This is a genomic window from Brachybacterium sp. J144 (genome assembly GCF_036321705.1).
GTDB lineage: Bacteria > Actinomycetota > Actinomycetes > Actinomycetales > Dermabacteraceae > Brachybacterium.
In genome coordinates this window covers 208,079-226,125 of sequence record NZ_JAZDCG010000031.1, presented here as the reverse complement: position 1 = coordinate 226,125, position 18,047 = coordinate 208,079, and the positions used below count along the sequence as shown (strand labels likewise).

Below are 18,047 nucleotides of genomic sequence, written 5' to 3'. Positions count from 1 at the left end.
AGCGCTGCGGGCTCAGCCCTCGGTCTCGCGGTGCAGCACCAGCTCCCCGGGATCGGGGAGCAGGAACCCCGGGGACGCCATCTCCTCGAGCGCCCGGTCCAGATACGGGTCGTCCAACGTGTCCGACGGCTCCTCGCCGAGCATCACGCTGAGCATCGCGAGCGCGCCCTCGGAGATCGTCAGCTCGAGCGCGTAGTCCCGCCCGCCGCGACGGAAGCGCCCGGTCACCGGCCAGGTCTGCTGATGCGGCACGGCGCGGCGACGGGGCGCGGCGACCTCGAGCGGAAGATCGGAGGTGGCGTAGCCGGGGTCGACCGCGCGGACCGTCTCCAGCTGCTCGCGCAGCGCCGCCGCGCCGGGGAGGTCCACGCCGTCGGGCCCCGGCGCGAGCAACGCCTCGAGCAGCGCCCGGGCCTCCGCCGGCAGCTCCTGCGTCTCGCTCTCGGAGAAGACCTCCTCGAGCGAGCCCCAGCGCTCGCCGCCGAGCGGGCCCGGCAGGGCGTACGCGGCGACGGTGCCGACGACCCCGACCGCGGCCAGCACGGGGCGTGGCCGGGAGACGCCCGCCCGGCGCAGGAAGTCCACGAGCAGTCCGTCGGCGGCCTCGGCGAGGTCCATCAGGCCGAGGGTCGCCCCGCCGGTGACCACGCCGTCCCGCACCGGATCCAGCAGCGCGCCCGAGGTGCGCGCGGTGTCGGCCGCGAGCAGCCCGCTCACCGCGGCGACGCCCACCCGATAGGCACCGCGGCCGAGCGGCCCGAGGCGACGCGGCTCGACGAGGGTGAGGGCGCCGACGGCACCGGCCAGCAGGCCGACGCGCACCAGCCGACGGGGGTCGCCGAAGGGCGCAGGGCGGTGCGCGGCCGGGGAGGGAGTGGTCATGGCCGCAGTGTAGGTCCGTTCCCCGGGAGGGCCCCGCTACCCTCACGGGGTGACCTCCACCGCCCCGATCGCGCCCTCCGCCGAGCTCGCGGTCGAGGACCGCGCGACCCGCTGGACGCGGCGCCTGGTCCCCGTCGCACTCGCCCTCGCGGCGACCCTCGTCTACGGCCTGCTCGGCTCGCAGCAGTTCCGCACCCTCGTCACGCACTCCTGGGACCTGGGGATCTTCACCCAGCTGGCCCGGGCCTACGGAGAGCTGCGCGCTCCGATCGTGCCGATCAAGGGGGACGGGGCGAACCTCCTCGGCGACCACTTCCATCCGATCCTGGTGCTGCTCGCCCCGGTGTGGTGGGTGTGGCCGAGCGGGGAGGCGCTGCTGTGGACCCAGGCCGCGCTGCTCGGCGGCTCGGCGATCCCCCTGACCCGGCTCGCGATCGACCGGCTCGGGCCGGTCACCGGGTCGGTCGCGGGGGGCGCCGCCGTGTTCTCCTTCGGTCTGCAGTCGGCCGCCGCCGTGCAGTTCCACGAGATCGCGTTCGCGGTGCCGCTGCTCGCCCTGTCCCTGACCGCGCTGCTACGGGGGCGGACCGTCGCGGCGATCCTCTGGGCCGCTCCGCTGGTCTTCGTGAAGGAGGACCTCGGACTCACGGTCGCCGTGCTCGGCGGGATCATCGCCCTCCGCGCCCGGGAGCACCGGTGGGGCGGGCTGGGGCTCACCTGCTGGGGCGTCGGCTGGTTCGTGCTGTCGACCTTCGTGATCCTGCCGCTGCTGAACACCGCCGGCCAGTACGACTACACCGACAACCTCGGCTCACCGCTCGACGTCCTGGGACCTCCCGTGAAGTGGGTGACGGTGGGGATGCTGCTGCTCTCGGCGGGCATCATCGGTGCGCGCTCCCCGCTGATCCTGCTCATGCTGCCCACCCTCGCCTGGCGCTTCACCGGAACGGTCAGCTTCTACTGGGAGTGGTACTGGCACTACAACGCGGTGCTCGTGCCGATCGCGCTCGCCGCCCTGCTCGACGCGCTCGGCGACCGCCGCACCGGCCGGGCCACCGCGCTCCGGCGCCGGGACGCGCCGCGGCCCGGGCCCGAGGTGCGCACCGCCGCTGTCGCCGCGACAGCGGCCGCGACCCTGCTGCTGGGGAGCCAGATGCCGATCCTCGACGTCCTCCGGCCCGCGAAGTGGGAGGCGAGCTGGCGGGCGGAACCGGCGGCGGGAGCGCTCGCCGCGGTGCCCGACGACACCGTGCTCGCCGTCGACATCACCCTCATGGCCCAGGCCGTCCCCGATCACGACGTGCAGTGGGTGCACGGGTCGAACCAGCGGGTGCCGGACTGCGTGCTGGTGGACGTCTACGCCTTCTCCTGGGGCGGGAAGCAGCTGGCCGACGTCGCCTCGTGGGCGGGCGAGGAGTGGGGCGAGGCCTTCGAGACCCGCTACGACGAGGGCGGCTTCGTGGTCGCCTGCCGGGACGGGGTGCCCCGCACGCAGGCGACCTGAGTCGCGGACCGGCTCAGCCGCCGAGGCCGCCGCCCGAGGTCTCGGAAGCAGAGGAGTCCTCGTCGCCGCCAGGGTTCTCCGGGCTGCTCGGCTCGACGGGCGACTCGCTCTCCGGGGGCGTCGAGGTCTCGATCGGCGGCTCCGAGGTGGGGTCGGTCGGATGCTCGGTGGGCGGGGCAGGCGAGGTCGGGGTCTCCGGATCCGTCGGCTCGGGGGTTCCGCCGTCACCGGGATCGCCCTCGCCGTCGCTGCCGCCGTCGTCGGGAGCGCCGTCGTCCCCGGAGTCGCTGCCGCCACCGCCGCCGGATCCGCCGCCGCCGGGTCCACCCGAGCCGCTGCCACCCGAGCTCGAGCCGCCCTCGGACCCCGAGCCGTTCCGGGAGCCGGTGTCCTCGACGGGGGCCGGGGCGACGGTCTCCTCCGGAGCGGGCGCCTCGGTGCTGGGGACTGCGGTCGTGGGGCTCGGCGCGGGCGTCGTGCTGGGCGTGCTCGGGGTGGTCTCGCCGCCGCCGTCGGAGGGAGCGGGACCCTCGGGGGCGGGCTCGACCGGGTCGAGGGTGGCGAGCTCCTGGCCGGTGGGCGGGGCGGTCGGCGCCTCCCGGTCTCCCGCGAGGGCGGCGAGGGGACCGGCACCGGCGAGGCCGAAGCCGGTGAGGGTGCCGACGGTGACCACGCTCGCCGCGGCGAGGGTCATCGTCGCCCACGGCCGACGCCGTGTCGGCACCTCGCTGCGGATCCCGGTGGCCCGTCGCGCCATGCGTCCCCCTGTGGCTCCTGCGGTGCTCGCCGCGGACTCGTCCTGTCACTCCCCGGGGGATCGCTCCCCGAGGTCAGGGTAGATCCGGCGGCCGCGGAACGGAACGATTCGCGTCGGGAGTCACGGTGCGCGGCTCCTCGCGCAGCGCCCTCGCGCACTCGCGGCGCAGCCGCCAGGGCGACAGCCGCTCCGCGGCGAGCGCCAGCTGGAGCCCCTTCGACAGTGCGAGGTCGACCGGGGCGGCGGGCAGGGCCGCGAGGGCCGCCGCGTGCTGCGGCAGCAGCGGCGCAGCCCCGGCGGCGCTCCACCGCAGCGCGATCTGGGCGACCTGGCTGCGGGTGTCGAGCAGCGAGTGCCGCGCCCACGGGATCTCCAGCAGCACGGCGCCGTCGATCCGCTCGGCGAGCGTGCGCGAGATGCAGGGCGGGGTGATCAGGTCCTCGGAGCCGACGAGCACGAGGGTCGGCGCGATGATCGTGCGGGACAGCGCGTGCACGTCGAGCGCCTCCCCCGCGAACGGGGGCACCGCTCGCGCCTCGTCGGCCGCGAGCAGCAGCGGGTCCATCGGCCCGCCGTCGGCGCCGGACCCCTGTCCGAGCTCGGTGTGGGCGAGCCGCGCGATCAGGTCGTGCTCCATCACGAAGGGGGTGGACTGCAGCCACCCCTGGTTGAGGACCTGGCGCACGCTGGACCAGGTGAGGCTCCCCCGCCCGAGGGCGAGGAGATCGACCAGATCGCGCACCGCGGCGGTGCCGCCGTGCTCGTGGACGGCGAGCAGCACCGGGCCCGCGCGCTGCGCGTCGACGATGTCCTCGTCGGCGAGCCGGCGGAGGGCCGCGGCGATCGAGGAGGTCGCGGGGACGGCCCCGGTCCAGTAGTGCTCGCGCAGCGCCCGCTGCCCGATCCTTTCGTCGTCCGCGGAGGTGAGCGGGGAGTCGAGCACGAGCGAGTGCACCCGGTCCGGATGCCGGGCGGCGAGGATCTGCGCCAGGTAGGCGCCGTAGCCGGTGCCGAGCACGGCCACCCGCTCGACCCGCGCGTGGTCGAGCACGGCGAGCACGTCCCCGAGCACCTCCTCGAGGGTGACGGCCTCGGCCGGGAGGTCCTCGCCGCGGGCGTCGAGGCGGGAGAAGCCCACCCCGCGATGCTCCATCATCAGCACGTCCAGGCCACGACCCGCGAGACTGCGGCGGAGCACGTCATAGGGCAGCACCGAGGCGCGGCCGGGCCCGTCGGGCAGGATCAGCACCGGCACCTCGGCGCCGCCGGGCTCCTCCGCGGCGGACCGCCGCCAGCGCCGATGCGGCGGGCGCGGGGTGGCCCGGGCGTAGCGCAGGGGGAACAGCTCGGGCCGACCGGTGCGGATCTCGCGGTAGACCGTCATGAGGTCGTTGCGGACCTGCAGCAGGTCATCCTGCGTCGGCCGCTCGAGGAGGTCGACGCGGTGGGAGCGCGGGCTCATCGAGCGCGGCTCCCGCCCGCCCCCAGGGTGTCCCAGAGGAAGGTGTAGAGGAGCGCGTTCATACGGGCGGCCTGCTCGTTCGTCGCCGCTCCGCCGTGGCCGCCCTCGATGTTCTCCCACGAGCGCACGTCGGCCCCGAGGGACTCGAGGGCGGCCGCGAACTTGCGGGCGTGCCCCGGATGCACCCGGTCGTCGCGCGTCGAGGTGAGCAGGAAGGTCGGCGGGTAGTCGACGCCCTCGGCGAGCAGGTGGTACGGGCTGAAGCTGCGCACGAACTCCCAGTCCTCGGTGTCCGGGTCCCCGTACTCCGCCATCCAGGAGGCCCCCGCGAGGAGGTGGCTGTAACGCTTCATGTCCAGCAGCGGCACCTGGATGATCACGGCGCCGAACAGCTCGGGGTACTGAGTGAGCATGTTGCCGGTGAGGAGACCGCCGTTCGATCCGCCGCGCACGGCCAGGTGCTCCCGGTCGGTGACGCCCCGCTCGACGAGGTCCCGGGCGACCGAGGCGAAGTCCTCGTAGGCGCGGTGGCGGTTCTCCCGCAGGGCGGCCTGGTGCCAGCGCGGACCGTACTCGCCGCCGCCGCGGATGTTGGCGAGCACGTAGGTGCCGCCGCGCTCGAGCCACGCCTTGCCGATCGCGCCGAGATAGGACGGGGTCAACGAGATCTCGAAGCCGCCGTAGCCGTACAGCAGGGTGGGACGGGGCGCCGACTGCTCAGTCGGCTCTCCCGCCTGCGAGATCTCGAAGTACGGGACGCGGGTGCCGTCGTCGCTGGTCGCGAAGTGCTGGACCACCTCGAGCCCCTCGGCGTCGAAGCGGGCGGGGGTGGCCTTGATCGTCTCGAGCGGCCCGGCGGGCCCGCCGGCGGGGATCTCGGCGAGATCGCCGAGCAGGAGGGTCGTCGGCTCCAGGAAGCCCGAGACCGTCACCCAGACCTCGTCGGACTCGTCCGCGTCGACCGCGGAGACCGAGAGGGAGCCCTGCAGCTCGGGGTAGAGGTCCTGACGGATCCACTGCCCGTCCTCGTCGCGGTGGTGGACCTCGAGACGGTGGACCACGTCCTCCAGGATCGCGAGCACCACGGTGCTGCGCGTGATGGTCATGTCCGCGAGGGAGGAGCTCTCCGTCGGCTCGAAGAGGACGTGCAACGACGGCTCCCCCGCGAGGAAGGCGTCGAAGTCGCCGACCACGAGCGATCCGGCCGGGAACACCGCCTCGCCGACCTGCCAGTCGCTGCGCGGGCTGAAGATCCCCAGGTCGCGGTGCGCGTTCGCCTCGAGGTCGCGGGGGACGTCGAGGGCGGTGAGCACGGGCGGCTGCTCGGAGCGGTCCACGAGATGCACCGTCTGGTCGTAGAACGCATGCGCCTGGACCACCCAGTCCCGCTCCCAGCCCGGCGTCGAGTCGTGGGCGACGAAGACGGCCATGTCGTCCTCGGCCGCCTCGTGGACCAGCTCGGCCTCCTCGAGCGGGGTGCCGCGGCGCCACAACCGAGCCTGTCGGGCATAGCCCGAGGTGGTCAGCGTGCCCTCGCCGAAGTCGGTGGAGACCCAGACGGTGTCCTCGTCGATCCAGCTCACGGAGCCCTTCGCGGCGGGGCGCAGGAACCCGCCGTCGGCCGGGTCCACGAAGGACAGCGTCTCGAGGTCGAACTCGCGGGTGACGTCGGCGTCGGAGCCGCCGTGGGAGAGGTCCACGAGCGCCCGACGGTACGGCTCGCCCTCGGCGGCGCCCGCGGGACGCAGCAGGCGCGCGCCGTGCCACACCCAGTCCTCGCCCTCGGCCTCGTTCAGGGCGTCGACGTCCAGCAGCACCTCCCACTCGGGCTCCTCGGTGCGGTACGAGGCGAGGGTGGTGCGCCGCCACAGGCCGCGCTCGTGCTCCGCGTCGGTCCACACGTTGTAGAGGTGCTCGCCTCGCTTGACCACGCCGGGGATGCGGTCGGTGGCATCGAGGATCTCGAGGATCTCGCGCTGCAGGGTCGCGGCGAGCGGGGCGCCGTCCGGGTCGAGCGGGTCGCGGACGGCGTCGAGCTCGGACTCGGCCGCGGCGTTGCGCGCGCGCACCGCCGCGAGCGCCTCCTCCCCGGTGACCTCCTCGAGCCAGAGATGCGGGTCGGCGGAGCCGTCGGCGGCGGGGAGCTGGGGGCCGGTCGTCGGCTCGGCGGTCATCGGGTCTCCTTCATTGAGGTGGTGAAGTCGGTGAGCACGGACGTCCAGACGGATTTCCAGGCCTCGCGGCTCTCGGCCGATTCCAGACCCTTGTGCTCGATACCGAGGGTCGAGCGGGCGGTCTCGCCCGCGCCGTCCTTGGCGGTGATGTTGACGGAGAGGCGGCTGCCGTCCGAGACGGCGGTGCGCCAGTAGCGCCAGGAGGCGGTGTCTGTGAGGGTCGGCGCGGCGAGCCCGAGCTCCTCGCGGCGCTCGGCGGTGCAGAACGCGTCCCAGGCGTCGCGCACGGCGTCCGGATCCCCGGGGACGGTGCGGGAGGCGGAGGCGGAGAAGTCGCCCTCGCAGCTCTGACCCTCCACGCGTCGGCCGATCAGCTGCTCGTAGGCGACCGTGACCCCCTGCGCCCACCAGCCGTCGACGTCCCAGCGCTCGACGAGCATCCGCGCGGTCGCCGTGTGGTCGAGATCCCGGGCGCCCGCGTCGTCGAGCCGCTCGGCCCAGACCGCGAGAGCGGTGCCGGTCCCGGTCTCGATCGATGCGGCGCGAGGATGCTCCGCGGGCGGGTTCGTGAAGGTCATGCGGGCCAGCCTACGGCGTGGACGGGTGGGGCAGGTCACGTCCCGGGGCCGTGGAAGACTGACCGCATGCGCCGCCGACAGCTCCTGGCCCTCGCACCCTTCGCCGCGCTCACGGCCTGCACCGCCGCTCCGGATCCGGGCGACGGCGAGGGCTCCGCGTCCGACGGCGGCTCCGCCTCGGACCGGGGTTCCGCGTCCGACGGTGGCTCGGACGGGCCGGCTCGGGAGCCGAGCGCCTCGCCCACGACGGCCGGCCCCACGACCGAGCCGCCCAGCGCCGCCGAGCGCCTCCTCGAGAAGCTCGACGAGCGGGAGATCGCCGGACAGCTGGTGCTCGTCGGCCACGCCTTCGGCACCGAGGTTCCCGCGGAGGTGTTCACCGAGCATCACGCCGGCGGGGTCTTCCTGCTGCAGCGCTGGGAGAGCGCCGAGCAGGTCGACCGCGCCGTCGCCCGTGCCCGGGAGCTCTCCCGTCCCGACCTGCCGCCGCTGCTCGCGGTGGACCAGGAGGGCGGGCAGGTGCGCATGCTGCGCGGGGACGCCGCCCGGAGGACCCCGTCGGCCGAGGAGCTCGGCGAGCAGGGGCCGGAGGCCGTCGCCGAGGCGTACGCCAGCATCGGCGAGGATCTCGCCGCCCGCGGGATCGCGGTCGCCCTCGCCCCCGTCGCGGACGTCGTCGATCCCGCCCTGGGAGACGAGAACGAACCGGTCGGGGCCCTCGATCGCGGCTTCGGCACCGATCCGGAAGCGGTCGGCGCGTGCGTGGCCGCCGCGGTGCGGGCGCTCGACGAGCAGGGTGTCGCCGCCACCCTCAAGCACTTCCCGGGCCTCGGCCGGGTCGAGCAGAACACCGATTTCTCCGCCGAGGGCATCGAGGATGCGGAGACGTCCCCGGAGGACCCGTTCCTGGGCTCCTTCACGGCCGGGATCGACGCGGGCGCGCCGCTGGTGATGATGTCCTCCGCGGTCTACCCGCGGATCGAGCCCGACGTCCCGGCGATGTTTTCCCGCGCCGCGGTCCAGGGCCTGCTGCGCGATCAGCTCGGCTTCACCGGGCTCGTGGTCACCGACGACATCGGCGCCGCGAAGGCCGTCGCCGACGTCCCCGTCGCCGAGCGGGCTACGCGGCTGCTCGAGGCGGGCGGCGACGTGGTGCTCACGGCCGACCCGACCCTCACCGGCCAGCTGGTCGACGCGATCCTCGAGTGGGCCGCGCGCGGTGAGGAGGAGGCGCGCCGCGTGCGGGAGTCGGCCGGGCGGATGCTCGCCCTCAAGGAGCGCCAGGGGCTGCTGGAGGGCTGATCCGGGCGGACGGGGCGCCGTCGGGGCTCCGACGGGACGTGGACCGGCTCAGTCCTTGTCGAGCGTGATCAGCTGGTTGACGACCTGGGCCCCGCCCCCGCGGGTCAGGCGCCAGCCCTCCGCGTTCTCGAGGGCGCTCGCGAGGAACTCCTTCGCGGAGGCGACGATGGTGACCATGTCGTCGTCGCGCCCGGGGGCGCCGATCTCCGTGAGCTCCCCGGCACGCTCGAACTCGGCGATGCGGGCGAGCTGCGCGGCGATCGCGGCGGAGAGGGTCGCCCCCGCGCCGCGCACCGAGCGGTCCGCCCGGCGGCGCGCCCGGAGCAGGTCGGTGCCACCGTCGTGGACCAGGACGTCCACGGCGTCCTCCCCGTCGAGGCCGCCGCCGGTGATCAGCACCGTCGACGGTCCCAGGGCGCGCAGGGCCAGGGCCTGCTCGCGCATCTCGTCGATCGAGGTGGCTCGGGCGCGGCCCAGAAGCTGCGCCGCCTCCGCGATGTTCGGGGTGAGCACGTGCACCAGCGGCAGCAGCTGCTCGCGCATCGCCGCGGCGCCCTGGGCGGAGATCAGGGCGGTGCCGTCGCTCGAGGTCATCACCGGATCCAGCAGCAGCCGCCCCAGCCGCGTCCCGTGGGCGCGGATCGCCTCGGCGACGATGCCGACCACGGCCGCGCTGCCGAGCACCCCGATCTTGGTGACGTCGAGCAGGAGATCCTCGGCGACCGCGTCGATCTGCGCCCCGACCAGATCCGCGGGGAGGTAGTGGACGGCGCGCGAGCCCTGCGGGTTCACCGCCTGCACGAGAGTCACGGCGCTCGCGCCGTAGGAGCCCAGCGCCGTGAGGGTCTTGAGATCCGCCTGAATGCCCGAGGCACCGTCGGAGTCGGAGGCGGAGATGGTCAGGACCAGGGGCGGGCGCATGCGGACTCCGTCTGCTCGGCGGCGGGTGGGTCGCGGTGGCGGCACCGGCGACCGGTCCCGGGGAGCGTACCAAGGCGAGCCGCTCGCACCCTGGGGGCGAGGGCTCGTGCGAGAATCGTCCGGGGCGAGGGGCTCCGAGGGGCAGGCAGGGCACAGGGCCCGCGCCGGGGAGGTGACGATGTCGCAGCATGATCAGCACGGCGACCGGCCGGAGAGCGGGTCGCTGCCCGACTTCGCCGCGCACTCCTCCCCCGACGGCGAGGGCGGCCTGCCCGCGTATGACCACGCGACTGGACCGGCCACCCTGGGACCGCCGAGCGAAGGGGCCCAGCGGCGGACTCTCGCCGTGACCCTCACGGTGGTCGGCGCAGGCGTCGTGCTCCTGGCCGTGATCGCCCTCGTGCTCTCCCAGACCGTCTTCCGCTCGGTGCTCGCCGACCCGGATCCCTCCGCGCATCCCACGGGCGACCGCACTGCGGAGGGGCAGAGCGAGTACGTGCCCGATCCCGACGATCCCGAACTCGCTCCCCCGCCGCCGATCTTCACCCAGGCCCCTACCACCGACTGCACCATCCCCGACTCGCCCGAGTCCGCGGCGTCGCCCTCCGGCGGCGACGCGATCCGCGGCGGGAACCTCGAGTACACGATCCCCGACGGCTGGGGGGTGGGCTGGGGCGCCGGGTCGATCCCGTACCTCGACCAGGTCGGCGCCGAGGGGCGCAACGTCGAGGGCAGCTGGTACAGCGTCGTGAACCTCGGCCGGGTCGTCTGGCCCGAGGACGAGGGCGGCTATCCCGGCCTCGAGACCAGCGCCGTCGCGCTCTTCCAGTGCTACGCCACCACCGCCGGGGTGATGAGCCACTTCGGCGAGCATCCGGTGGTCACCGACTACCGCTCCGAGGCGACCACCGTCGACGGCAGCGCCGCCTGGATCGTGCAGGCCACCTACCACTTCGAGGATCCGGAGATCCTCGAGACCTCGAGCGCCTCGATCGTCACGTCGATCGTCGTCGAGACCCCCTCCGGGCCGAGCGCCCTGGTCTCCGACGTCGCCGCCGACCAGCCCGAGCACGTCCAGAACCTCGAGGACATCATCGCCAGCCTCGTCGTCGTCGACTGAGCCCACCGCCCAAGGAGCAGCCGTGCACACCGGACCGCAGTCACCCCACACCCGGCCTCAGGCCCCGTCCAGGGGGGTCAGCGGGGCGCTGCTGATCGGCGGCATCGCCTTCGCCCTGGTCTTCCTGCTGATCGTGGCGGGCACCGTGGGCTATCTGGTGCTCCGCGGGGGCGGCGGCGGGGGCCGTGAGGTCGCCACCGGGACGACCACCGCGGCCGAGACCACCGCCACGGAGACCACCACCTCCGCCGCCCCGGAGACGGTCACCGCGGAGCGCTGCTGGGCGCCCGAGGAGCGGGAGCGGACCTCCACCAATCCGTCGGGCCGCCTGCGCGGCGGCGGTCTCGAGATGATCCCGCCCGCCGTGTTCAGCGAGCGGTGGGAGTGGGGCTTCCCCGCCTACGCGCAGGACATGCAGGTCGCCGCGGCCCATGTGGAGGGCACCTGGTACTCGACGATCGCGGTCGGCGCCGTGGAGTGGCAGCCGGGCATCGAGTACCCCGGGGACAAGGTCGCCGCCGAGACGATCCTGGACTGCTTCTTCCGGGGGTCGAACTGGGGCGACGCCACCGGCCGCACCCTCGACGACGAGTTCACCCAGGCCGTGACCATCGCGGGCATGCCCGGTTACCGCGCCGACGGCGTCGTCAACTTCACCGACGACCCGCTCGAGCTCACCGACGCCACCGGGATCACCGTCATCGTGGTCACCACCCCGCAGGGACCGAGCTTCTTCCTCACCGACTGGGCGGTGGGCGTGACCGAGCACGAGGAGGCCGTCGACGAGGCGATCGGCTCCCTCACCGGCCTCTCCGGCTGAGGGCCCGCAGGCGGACACCGGCTGTTCAGACCACGGCGGAGGCGAGGCGGCACAGGTCGTCGAGCAGCTGCATGAGGCGCGGTCGGCGCTGCCACTCCTCGAGGGTCAGCTCCCGGCTGCGGGAGCGGTAGACGTCCTCGACCTCGTGCATCTTCTCCATGAAGTCCGTGCCGCCCACCATCAGCGAGGACTCCATGTCCAGCAGGAACGAGCGGATGTCCATGTTGGAGGAGCCGATCACCGTCACCGACTCGTCGATCGTGACGTGCTTGGCGTGCAGGATCGTCGGCGCCCGGTAGAGCCAGATCCGCACCCCGGCCTCGAGCAGCGCCGTGTAGTAGGAGCGCTGGGCGTGGAAGACCAGGAACTGGTCCCCGATCTCCGAGACGAACAGCTCCACCTCGACCCCGCGCCGGGCCGCGGTGATCATCGCCGCGAGCATCGACTCGTCGGGCACGAAGTACGGGCTGACCGCGCTGATCCGCCGCTCCGCCGAGTAGAACAGCTGGTTGAACAGCAGCAGGTTGTTCTCGAACACGAAGCCGGGGCCGCTCGGCACGAGCTGGCACTCGTAGCTGCCGGAGGTGTCCTCCGGGGCGCTGACCAGCTCGCCCTCCGAGATCTGCTCGTCGGACTCGTAATACCAGTCGGTCGCGAACAGCAGGTTCATCTCGGCCACGATCGGGCCGCGCAGGCGCACCATGGTCTCCTGCCAGTGCAGACCGCGGCGGATGTTCGCGGGCTTGTCGTAGTGGGCGGCGATGAGGTTCTGGCTCCCCATCCAGCCCACCTGCCCGTCGACGATCACGAGCTTGCGGTGGTTGCGCAGATCGGGCCGCTGGAACGCCCCGTCGCGGAAGGGCTTGAAGGGCATCATCGGATAGTGCTCGATGCCGTGCGCGTCCAGGTGCTCGCGCATGGCCCGGTAGACCGCCCTGTGGGAGGCGGAGCCCCAGTGGTCGTACAGCACGCGCACCCGCACCCCCCGGTCGGCCGCCTCGCCGAGCGCCGCGAAGAGATCGGCGGTGACCTCGTCGAGCCCCGCGGTGTAGAAGAGCACGTGGACCTGCTCGCGCGCCGCGCGGATGTCCGCGGCCATGCCGGCGAGGGAGGTGTCGTAGTCGATCACCAGGTCCGCCGAGTTGTTGCCGGTCAGCGGGAACGCCCCGAGCTCGCGGTTCAGCCGCACCGCCCCCTGCAGCCAGCTCGGCACGTCCGGATCGAGCGCGCTGTCGGGGATCCGCTCCGCCCGCTCGTGCATCAGGGCGTTGATGTGCTCCTGCTTCACGCGGCGCTTGCGGGGCAGCTGCGCCTTGCCCAGCAGCAGGTACAGCGGGAACCCGACTATCGGCAGCACCATGATCGCGAGCAGCCAGGCGAGCGCGGAGCCGGGGCGTCGGTTGCGGGGCACGAGGACGAGCCCGGCGATGCGCAGCGCCACGTCGAGCCCCAGCGCGAGATAGGTCGCGACGACGACCCCGTGCTCCGGGAACCACTGCCAGAAGGCCTCCACGGCCTCACCTCCGAACGGCCGAGGGCGGGCCCCCGGAACCGGGGACCCGCCGTCTCAGACTAGGCGAGGGCGATCAGTCGTTGCCGCGCAGGATCGCGAGGATCCGCAGCACCTCGATGTACAGCCACACCATGGTCACGGCGAGGCCGAAGGCGCAGCGCCACGCGTACACGCGGGGCGCGCCCGCGCTCTCCGCCCGCTGGACATCCTCGAAGTCCATCACGAGCGAGTAGGACGCCATGACCACGGCGATGCCGCCGATCAGCAGGCCGAGCGCCCCGGTGAGGAAACCCGCGCCCGTGATCAGGGAGAGCACCAGGTTCACCAGCAGGAGCCCCATGTAGGCGATCATCGCGATGCCGAAGATCTTGGTCAGGCGCGGGGTGGTGCGCAGCACGCCGAAGCGGAAGGCGACGAGCACGACGCCCGCGACCACCAGCGTGCCGACCACGGCCTGCATGGCGATGCCCGGGTAGACCTGCTCGAGGCTGCCGCTGATGCCGCCGAGGGCGAGGCCCTCGAAGGCCGCGTAGGCGAGCACCAGGATCGGCGACGGGGTCTTCTTGAAGGAGTTGACGAGCGCGAGGACGAGCCCGCCGATCAGGCCCACGACGGCCGCGACCCCGGTCAGCGCGAGGCCGATCATGAGGCCGTCCTCGCCGGCGACGGCGCCGAGCACGTACGGCATGACCGCGACGACGAAGCCGATGACCACGATCGTGCCGAGGGTCGCGGTGATCGCGTTGAGCGCGTCCCGCATCGTCATGCGGCCGGTGTCGTGGCCGGTCGCGGCCGGACGGGCGTACATCGACTCCAGCTGGTCGCCGCCCTGGGCGTAGCCGGCGGCGGTGCCCGCGGCGGCTCCGGCCTGGTCGAATCCGGTGGACCACTGGGTGCCGGGCGCGGGGCCGGACGACGCGGACCGACCGAAGGACGGGGCGGTGTGCGCGCCCTGCTGCACGGCCTGGTCGCGGCCGAACACGATGTTGTGGCGTGCCATGGGGCTCCTCACGAGTAAGCGGATGGCGGGCGCCGTGTCCGAGGTCCTGACCTCGGGGCGGGTCCGGGAGAGGTCCCGCGGCGCGCCGACCCCCACATGGTATCGACCGTTCCCGGGATCGCGCTGGGTGCGCGCTCAGCCTGCAGCGGACAGAGCCTGGTCGAGATCGGCGAGGAGGTCGTCGGCGTGCTCGATGCCGACGGAGAGCCGCAGCAGCTCGTCACCGATCCCCGCCGCCTCGCGCGCCGCGGGGGTCATCGCCTCGTGGGTCATGGTCGCCGGGCGGCAGATCAGCGACTCGACCCCGCCGAGGCTCACCGCGTAGGCGGGGATCCGCAGCGCCTGGAGGAAGCGCACCCGGTCGAGACCCTCGGCGAGCTCGAAGGACAGCACGGCGCCGGTGCCCGTGGCCTGGGAGGCGTGGATCGCGGCCTCCTCGGCGCTGTGGGAGCCGGGGTGGTGGACCACGGCGATCTCCTCGCGGCCGCGCAGGTGGGCGACGATCGCGGCGGTCGTCTCCTGCTGCCGCTCGAGCCGCAGCGGGAGGGTCTTGATCGACTGGATCAGGCGGAAGGACTCGCTCGGGGAGAGCACCCCGCCCTGCGCCTTCTGCGCGTGGGCGTAGGCGGTCGCGAGGGCGTCGTCGTTGGTGGTGATCGTGCCCGCGAGGAGGTCGGAGTGGCCGCCGAGGTACTTGGTGGCGGACTGGACCACGACGTCGACGCCGAGCTCGAGCGGGCGCTGCAGCACCGGGGTCATGAAGGTGTTGTCGACGATCACGAGGGCGCCGTGGGCGTGGGCGAGGTCGACGAGGCGGCGCAGGTCGGTGATCCGCAGCGTCGGGTTGGAGGGGGTCTCGATGAAGAGCGCGCGGGTCGCGGGGGTGAGGTCCTCGGCGGTCAGCTGGTTGAGGTCCGCGACGTAGCGGGAGGTGATCCCGCGGGCGGGCAGCACCTCCTCGACGAAGCGGTAGGTGCCGCCGTAGACGCTCGTGGGGAGGATGATCTCGTCGCCGACGCCGAGGGGGGACAGCGCCGCGGCGGTCGCGGCCATGCCGGTCGCGAAGGCGAAGCCGTGCCGGGCGCCGTCGAGCGCGGCGAGCAGCGACTCGAGCTGCCCGCGAGTGGGGTTCGCGCCCCGCTGGTAGGCGTAGGGGCCGTCCTCGGTCGCGGGGTCGAGGGCGTAGGTGGAGGCCAGGTGCACGGGCGGCACCACGGCGCCGAGGTCCTGGGCATGGAGATGCTGGACGGCCAGGGTCTGGATGTGCACGGGGGTCTCCTCGGGACGGGGCGCGGCGTGACCACACCGTACGCGGGGAGGCCTCGCCCCGAGGAGGCCGATGACCGCGTGTGACACGCCCGGGGGCGCGGCGCCCGCGGGCTCAGACCCCCGCGGTGACCACGGGGATCGAGCCGGTGGTCGCGGGCGGGTTCGCCGCGAGCAGCGCGCGGGTGCGACGGGCCCGCACCCGCAGGGCGAGCAGGGTCGCGCCGACCATCGCGAAGCCGACGACGGCGAGCACGATCGAGACCACCATCGGCGCGCGGTAGCCGAGGCCCGCGGCGATGACCGCCCCGCCGAGGGCCGCACCGATCGCGTTGGCGACGTTGAAGGCGGCGTGGTTGAGCGAGGCGCCGAGCACCTCGGAGCGGTGCGCGATCCGGATCAGCCAGGTCTGCATGGCGGGGCCGAGCATCGAGTTGGTGGCGTTGACGAGGAAGAAGGCGAGGCTCATCGCCACCAGCGACACCTCGGAGACCAGCAGGAAGAGCACCAGCGAGGCGATGTAGACGGGGAAGGCCCCGAGCAGGGTGCCGGTCAGCGAGCGGTCGGTGAGGGCACCGCCGGCGAGGTTGCCGAGGGTCATGCCGAGACCGGCGGCGACGAGCACCCACGGCACCGCGGAGGCCGGGGCGCCGGTGACATGGGTGGTGATGTCGGCGATGTAGCTGAAGACCGCGAAGGCTCCCGCGAAGCCGATCGCGGCGATGCCCATGACGATCCACAGCTGCAGCCGGCGCAGTGCGGCGAGCTCGTCGATCATGCGCCGGCCCTTCGGGGCGGCCTGACGGGGCACGGTCAGCAGCAGCGCCACGATGGTGAGCACGAAGATCACGGTGATCACGAGGTAGACGGCGCGCCAGCCGGCGACCTGACCGAGCGCGGTGAGCAGGGGAACCCCGGCGAGGTTCGCGACGGTCAGGCCGGAGAGCGCGAGGGCGATGCCCTTGCCCTGGTTGCCGGGGCCCATGAGGGAGGCGGCGAGCAGGGAGGCGACGCCGAAGTAGGCGCCGTGCGGGACCCCGGCGAGGAAGCGCGCGGCGACGGTCAGCTCGAAGGTGGGCATGAGGCCGGAGAGGGCGGTGCCGACGGCGAGCGCGGCCGCGAGGGCCACGATCATCGTGGTGCGGGACCAGCGCACCGAGAGTAGGGCGAGCACCGGGGCGCCGACGACGACGCCGAGGGCGTACGCGGTGATCGCGTGACCGGCGGTGGCGATGCCGCCCTCCCGGTCGGCGACCATCTGCTCGCCGAGCAGCGTGCCGGCGATGTCGGGCAGGAGGCCCATGGAGACGAATTCGGAGGCGCCGATGCCGAAGCCGCCGAGGGCCAGGGCGAGGAGTGCCAGGCGGCGGCGGGCCGGAGCGATCGGTGCGGGGCGGGCGCCGTCGGCAGGGGCGGGGCCGGCGGCATCGGGGAGGGGACGGGTGCTGTCGAGGGTGTTCATGGGGAGACCTCGGTCGTCGGGAGCGGACGGTGCGGACGGGCTCCTTCGCCTCTGACACCCAGTAAGCCAACGCTGTTGCGTTACGTCAAGGGGTACGGGCGCGGTGCGGGTCCGGATCACGTCGGCGGGCCCGACGGGTGCGCGATCGTGCGCGGTGCGCGCGGGGGTCCGTGCAAGGATGATCCGGTGAGACCGTCCAGCCCGCTCGACCGCGTGGCCGGCGCGCATGACGCCGCCGTCCTCGCCGTCGCCCGACGGGGCGATCCGGTCTCCCGGGCCGATCTCGCCGCGGAGCTGCGGGTCACGCCGCAGGCCATCTCGAAGATCCTCGCCCGTCTCATCGGCCGCGGGCTGATGACGGAGGCGGGCACGATCACCGCCGGCCCCGGCAAACCCACGACGCTCTACCGGATCGAGCCGTCCTCGCGCCGCGCGATCGGCCTGCACCTCACCCGCACCCGCCTGCACGGCGTGGTCGTCGACCTCACGGGCGAGATCCTGGGGCGGCTCGCGCTGGAGATCGGGCACCTGCAGCCGATCCCCGACCTCGTCGCGACCCTCGCGACGATGGCCCGCGAGCTCACGGACATCGGCGACGGCGAGCTGCTCGGCGTCGGCGTCGGTATGCCCGGCCCCGTCGACCGCGGCGAGGGCGTGTACCGCGGCACCGCCGACCCGGACCCCTGGCGCGGGGCGCCGCTGCGCCGGCTGCTCGCCGCGGAGCTGGAGCTCCCGGTGCTGCTGGACCACGACTCGCGCGCGGCCCTCGTCGGCGAGACCTGGACCCAGCCGCATCTGCTGCGCGACACCGCGTTGCTGCTGGTCGAGGACGGCCTCGGGGCGGCCCTGTGCCTGAACGGCCGGATCATCCACGGCGCGCACTCCCAGGCCGGGGAGATCGGCCACACCGTGGTGCGGATCGGCGGCGCGCCCTGCTCCTGCGGGCGCCGCGGCTGTGCGCAGGCCGAGCACCGCGCGGCGCTCGACGCCGGCGATGCGGCGGCAGCCGCCGACGTGCTCGCCTCGGTGGCGCTCGACCTGGTGCGCCTCGTGGACGTGGACCGGGTGATCCTCGGCGGCCGCACCGTGCACGAGCACCACGCCGTCACCATGGAGGCGATCCGCCGCGACCTCTCGGCAGGTCTGCTCGCGGAGCCGTGGATCCATGTCGAGGTGCTGCTGTCCACGCGCGGCGCGGACCTGATCGCGGTGGGCGCGGCCTGCGAGGTGCTCGAGCACGCCTACGGGGTGCCACAGGGGCTCGTCGGCCCGGAGTGAGCCCGGGC

At 73.9% G+C, this 18,047-nt stretch carries 15 protein-coding genes; 5 read left to right on the top strand and 10 right to left on the bottom strand.

Going from position 1 to position 18,047, the window contains the following annotated elements; all coding sequences use genetic code 11:
* Positions 1–12 precede the first annotated feature (12 nt).
* Positions 13–882, bottom strand: a complete 870-nt coding sequence (locus V1260_RS12585) for a hypothetical protein (RefSeq protein ID WP_329747163.1) — start codon at positions 880–882, stop codon at positions 13–15.
* 49 nt (positions 883–931) lie between these two features.
* Here V1260_RS12585 and V1260_RS12580 point away from each other — a divergent pair, with 49 nt between their 5' ends.
* Positions 932–2,386: a DUF2079 domain-containing protein gene (locus V1260_RS12580; protein ID WP_329747162.1), complete on the top strand. Its 1,455-nt coding sequence runs from the start codon at positions 932–934 to the stop codon at positions 2,384–2,386.
* Positions 2,387–2,399: 13 nt separating this feature from the next.
* On the opposite strand, the gene V1260_RS12575 is transcribed toward V1260_RS12580, so the two are convergent.
* The 4 genes from V1260_RS12575 to V1260_RS12560 form a co-directional block, all read right to left on the bottom strand.
* Positions 2,400–3,143 (bottom strand): hypothetical protein, encoded by a 744-nt coding sequence (locus V1260_RS12575; protein ID WP_329747161.1) that lies wholly within the window; start codon positions 3,141–3,143, stop codon positions 2,400–2,402.
* 73 nt (positions 3,144–3,216) lie between these two features.
* A complete protein-coding gene (locus tag V1260_RS12570) occupies positions 3,217–4,605 on the bottom strand; it encodes an alpha/beta fold hydrolase (RefSeq protein ID WP_329747160.1) in 1,389 nt (462 codons plus the stop codon).
* Positions 4,602–6,779 carry a prolyl oligopeptidase family serine peptidase gene (locus V1260_RS12565; protein ID WP_329747159.1) on the bottom strand — a complete coding sequence of 726 codons (2,178 nt, stop codon included), beginning with the start codon at positions 6,777–6,779 and terminating at the stop codon, positions 4,602–4,604. The genes V1260_RS12570 and V1260_RS12565 overlap by 4 nt, the downstream gene beginning before the upstream one ends.
* Complete coding sequence (locus tag V1260_RS12560; protein WP_329747158.1) at positions 6,776–7,357, bottom strand: hypothetical protein; 582 nt, start codon at positions 7,355–7,357, stop codon at positions 6,776–6,778. The genes V1260_RS12565 and V1260_RS12560 overlap by 4 nt, the downstream gene beginning before the upstream one ends.
* Before the next feature lie 66 nt (positions 7,358–7,423).
* Between V1260_RS12560 and V1260_RS12555 the strand changes: the two genes are divergently transcribed.
* Positions 7,424–8,659 (top strand): glycoside hydrolase family 3 N-terminal domain-containing protein, encoded by a 1,236-nt coding sequence (locus V1260_RS12555; RefSeq protein ID WP_329747157.1) that lies wholly within the window; start codon positions 7,424–7,426, stop codon positions 8,657–8,659.
* 48 nt (positions 8,660–8,707) lie between these two features.
* On the opposite strand, the gene thiD is transcribed toward V1260_RS12555, so the two are convergent.
* Positions 8,708–9,580, bottom strand: a complete 873-nt coding sequence (gene thiD / locus V1260_RS12550; RefSeq protein ID WP_329747156.1) for a bifunctional hydroxymethylpyrimidine kinase/phosphomethylpyrimidine kinase — start codon at positions 9,578–9,580, stop codon at positions 8,708–8,710.
* A 178-nt stretch (positions 9,581–9,758) separates the two neighbouring features.
* Here thiD and V1260_RS12545 point away from each other — a divergent pair, with 178 nt between their 5' ends.
* Positions 9,759–10,700 (top strand): hypothetical protein, encoded by a 942-nt coding sequence (locus V1260_RS12545; RefSeq protein WP_329747155.1) that lies wholly within the window; start codon positions 9,759–9,761, stop codon positions 10,698–10,700.
* Between the two features lie 22 nt (positions 10,701–10,722).
* Positions 10,723–11,520: a hypothetical protein gene (locus V1260_RS12540; RefSeq protein ID WP_329747154.1), complete on the top strand. Its 798-nt coding sequence runs from the start codon at positions 10,723–10,725 to the stop codon at positions 11,518–11,520.
* Positions 11,521–11,545: 25 nt separating this feature from the next.
* On the opposite strand, the gene cls is transcribed toward V1260_RS12540, so the two are convergent.
* The 4 genes from cls to V1260_RS12520 all read right to left on the bottom strand — a co-directional run bounded on the left by cls (position 11,546) and on the right by V1260_RS12520 (position 16,761).
* Positions 11,546–13,033 carry a cardiolipin synthase gene (gene cls / locus V1260_RS12535; protein WP_329747153.1) on the bottom strand — a complete coding sequence of 496 codons (1,488 nt, stop codon included), beginning with the start codon at positions 13,031–13,033 and terminating at the stop codon, positions 11,546–11,548.
* Positions 13,034–13,106: 73 nt separating this feature from the next.
* Positions 13,107–14,033 carry a Bax inhibitor-1/YccA family protein gene (locus tag V1260_RS12530; protein ID WP_329747152.1) on the bottom strand — a complete coding sequence of 309 codons (927 nt, stop codon included), beginning with the start codon at positions 14,031–14,033 and terminating at the stop codon, positions 13,107–13,109.
* Between the two features lie 135 nt (positions 14,034–14,168).
* Entirely contained in the window at positions 14,169–15,302 is a 1,134-nt protein-coding gene (locus tag V1260_RS12525) for a trans-sulfuration enzyme family protein (protein ID WP_329747151.1), read from the bottom strand.
* Positions 15,303–15,414: 112 nt separating this feature from the next.
* Positions 15,415–16,761, bottom strand: coding sequence for an MFS transporter (locus tag V1260_RS12520; RefSeq protein WP_329747150.1), 1,347 nt, complete (start codon positions 16,759–16,761; stop codon positions 15,415–15,417).
* 186 nt (positions 16,762–16,947) lie between these two features.
* On the opposite strand from V1260_RS12520, the gene V1260_RS12515 reads away from it, so the two are divergent.
* Positions 16,948–18,039, top strand: coding sequence for an ROK family transcriptional regulator (locus tag V1260_RS12515; RefSeq protein ID WP_329747149.1), 1,092 nt, complete (start codon positions 16,948–16,950; stop codon positions 18,037–18,039).
* Positions 18,040–18,047 lie beyond the last annotated feature (8 nt).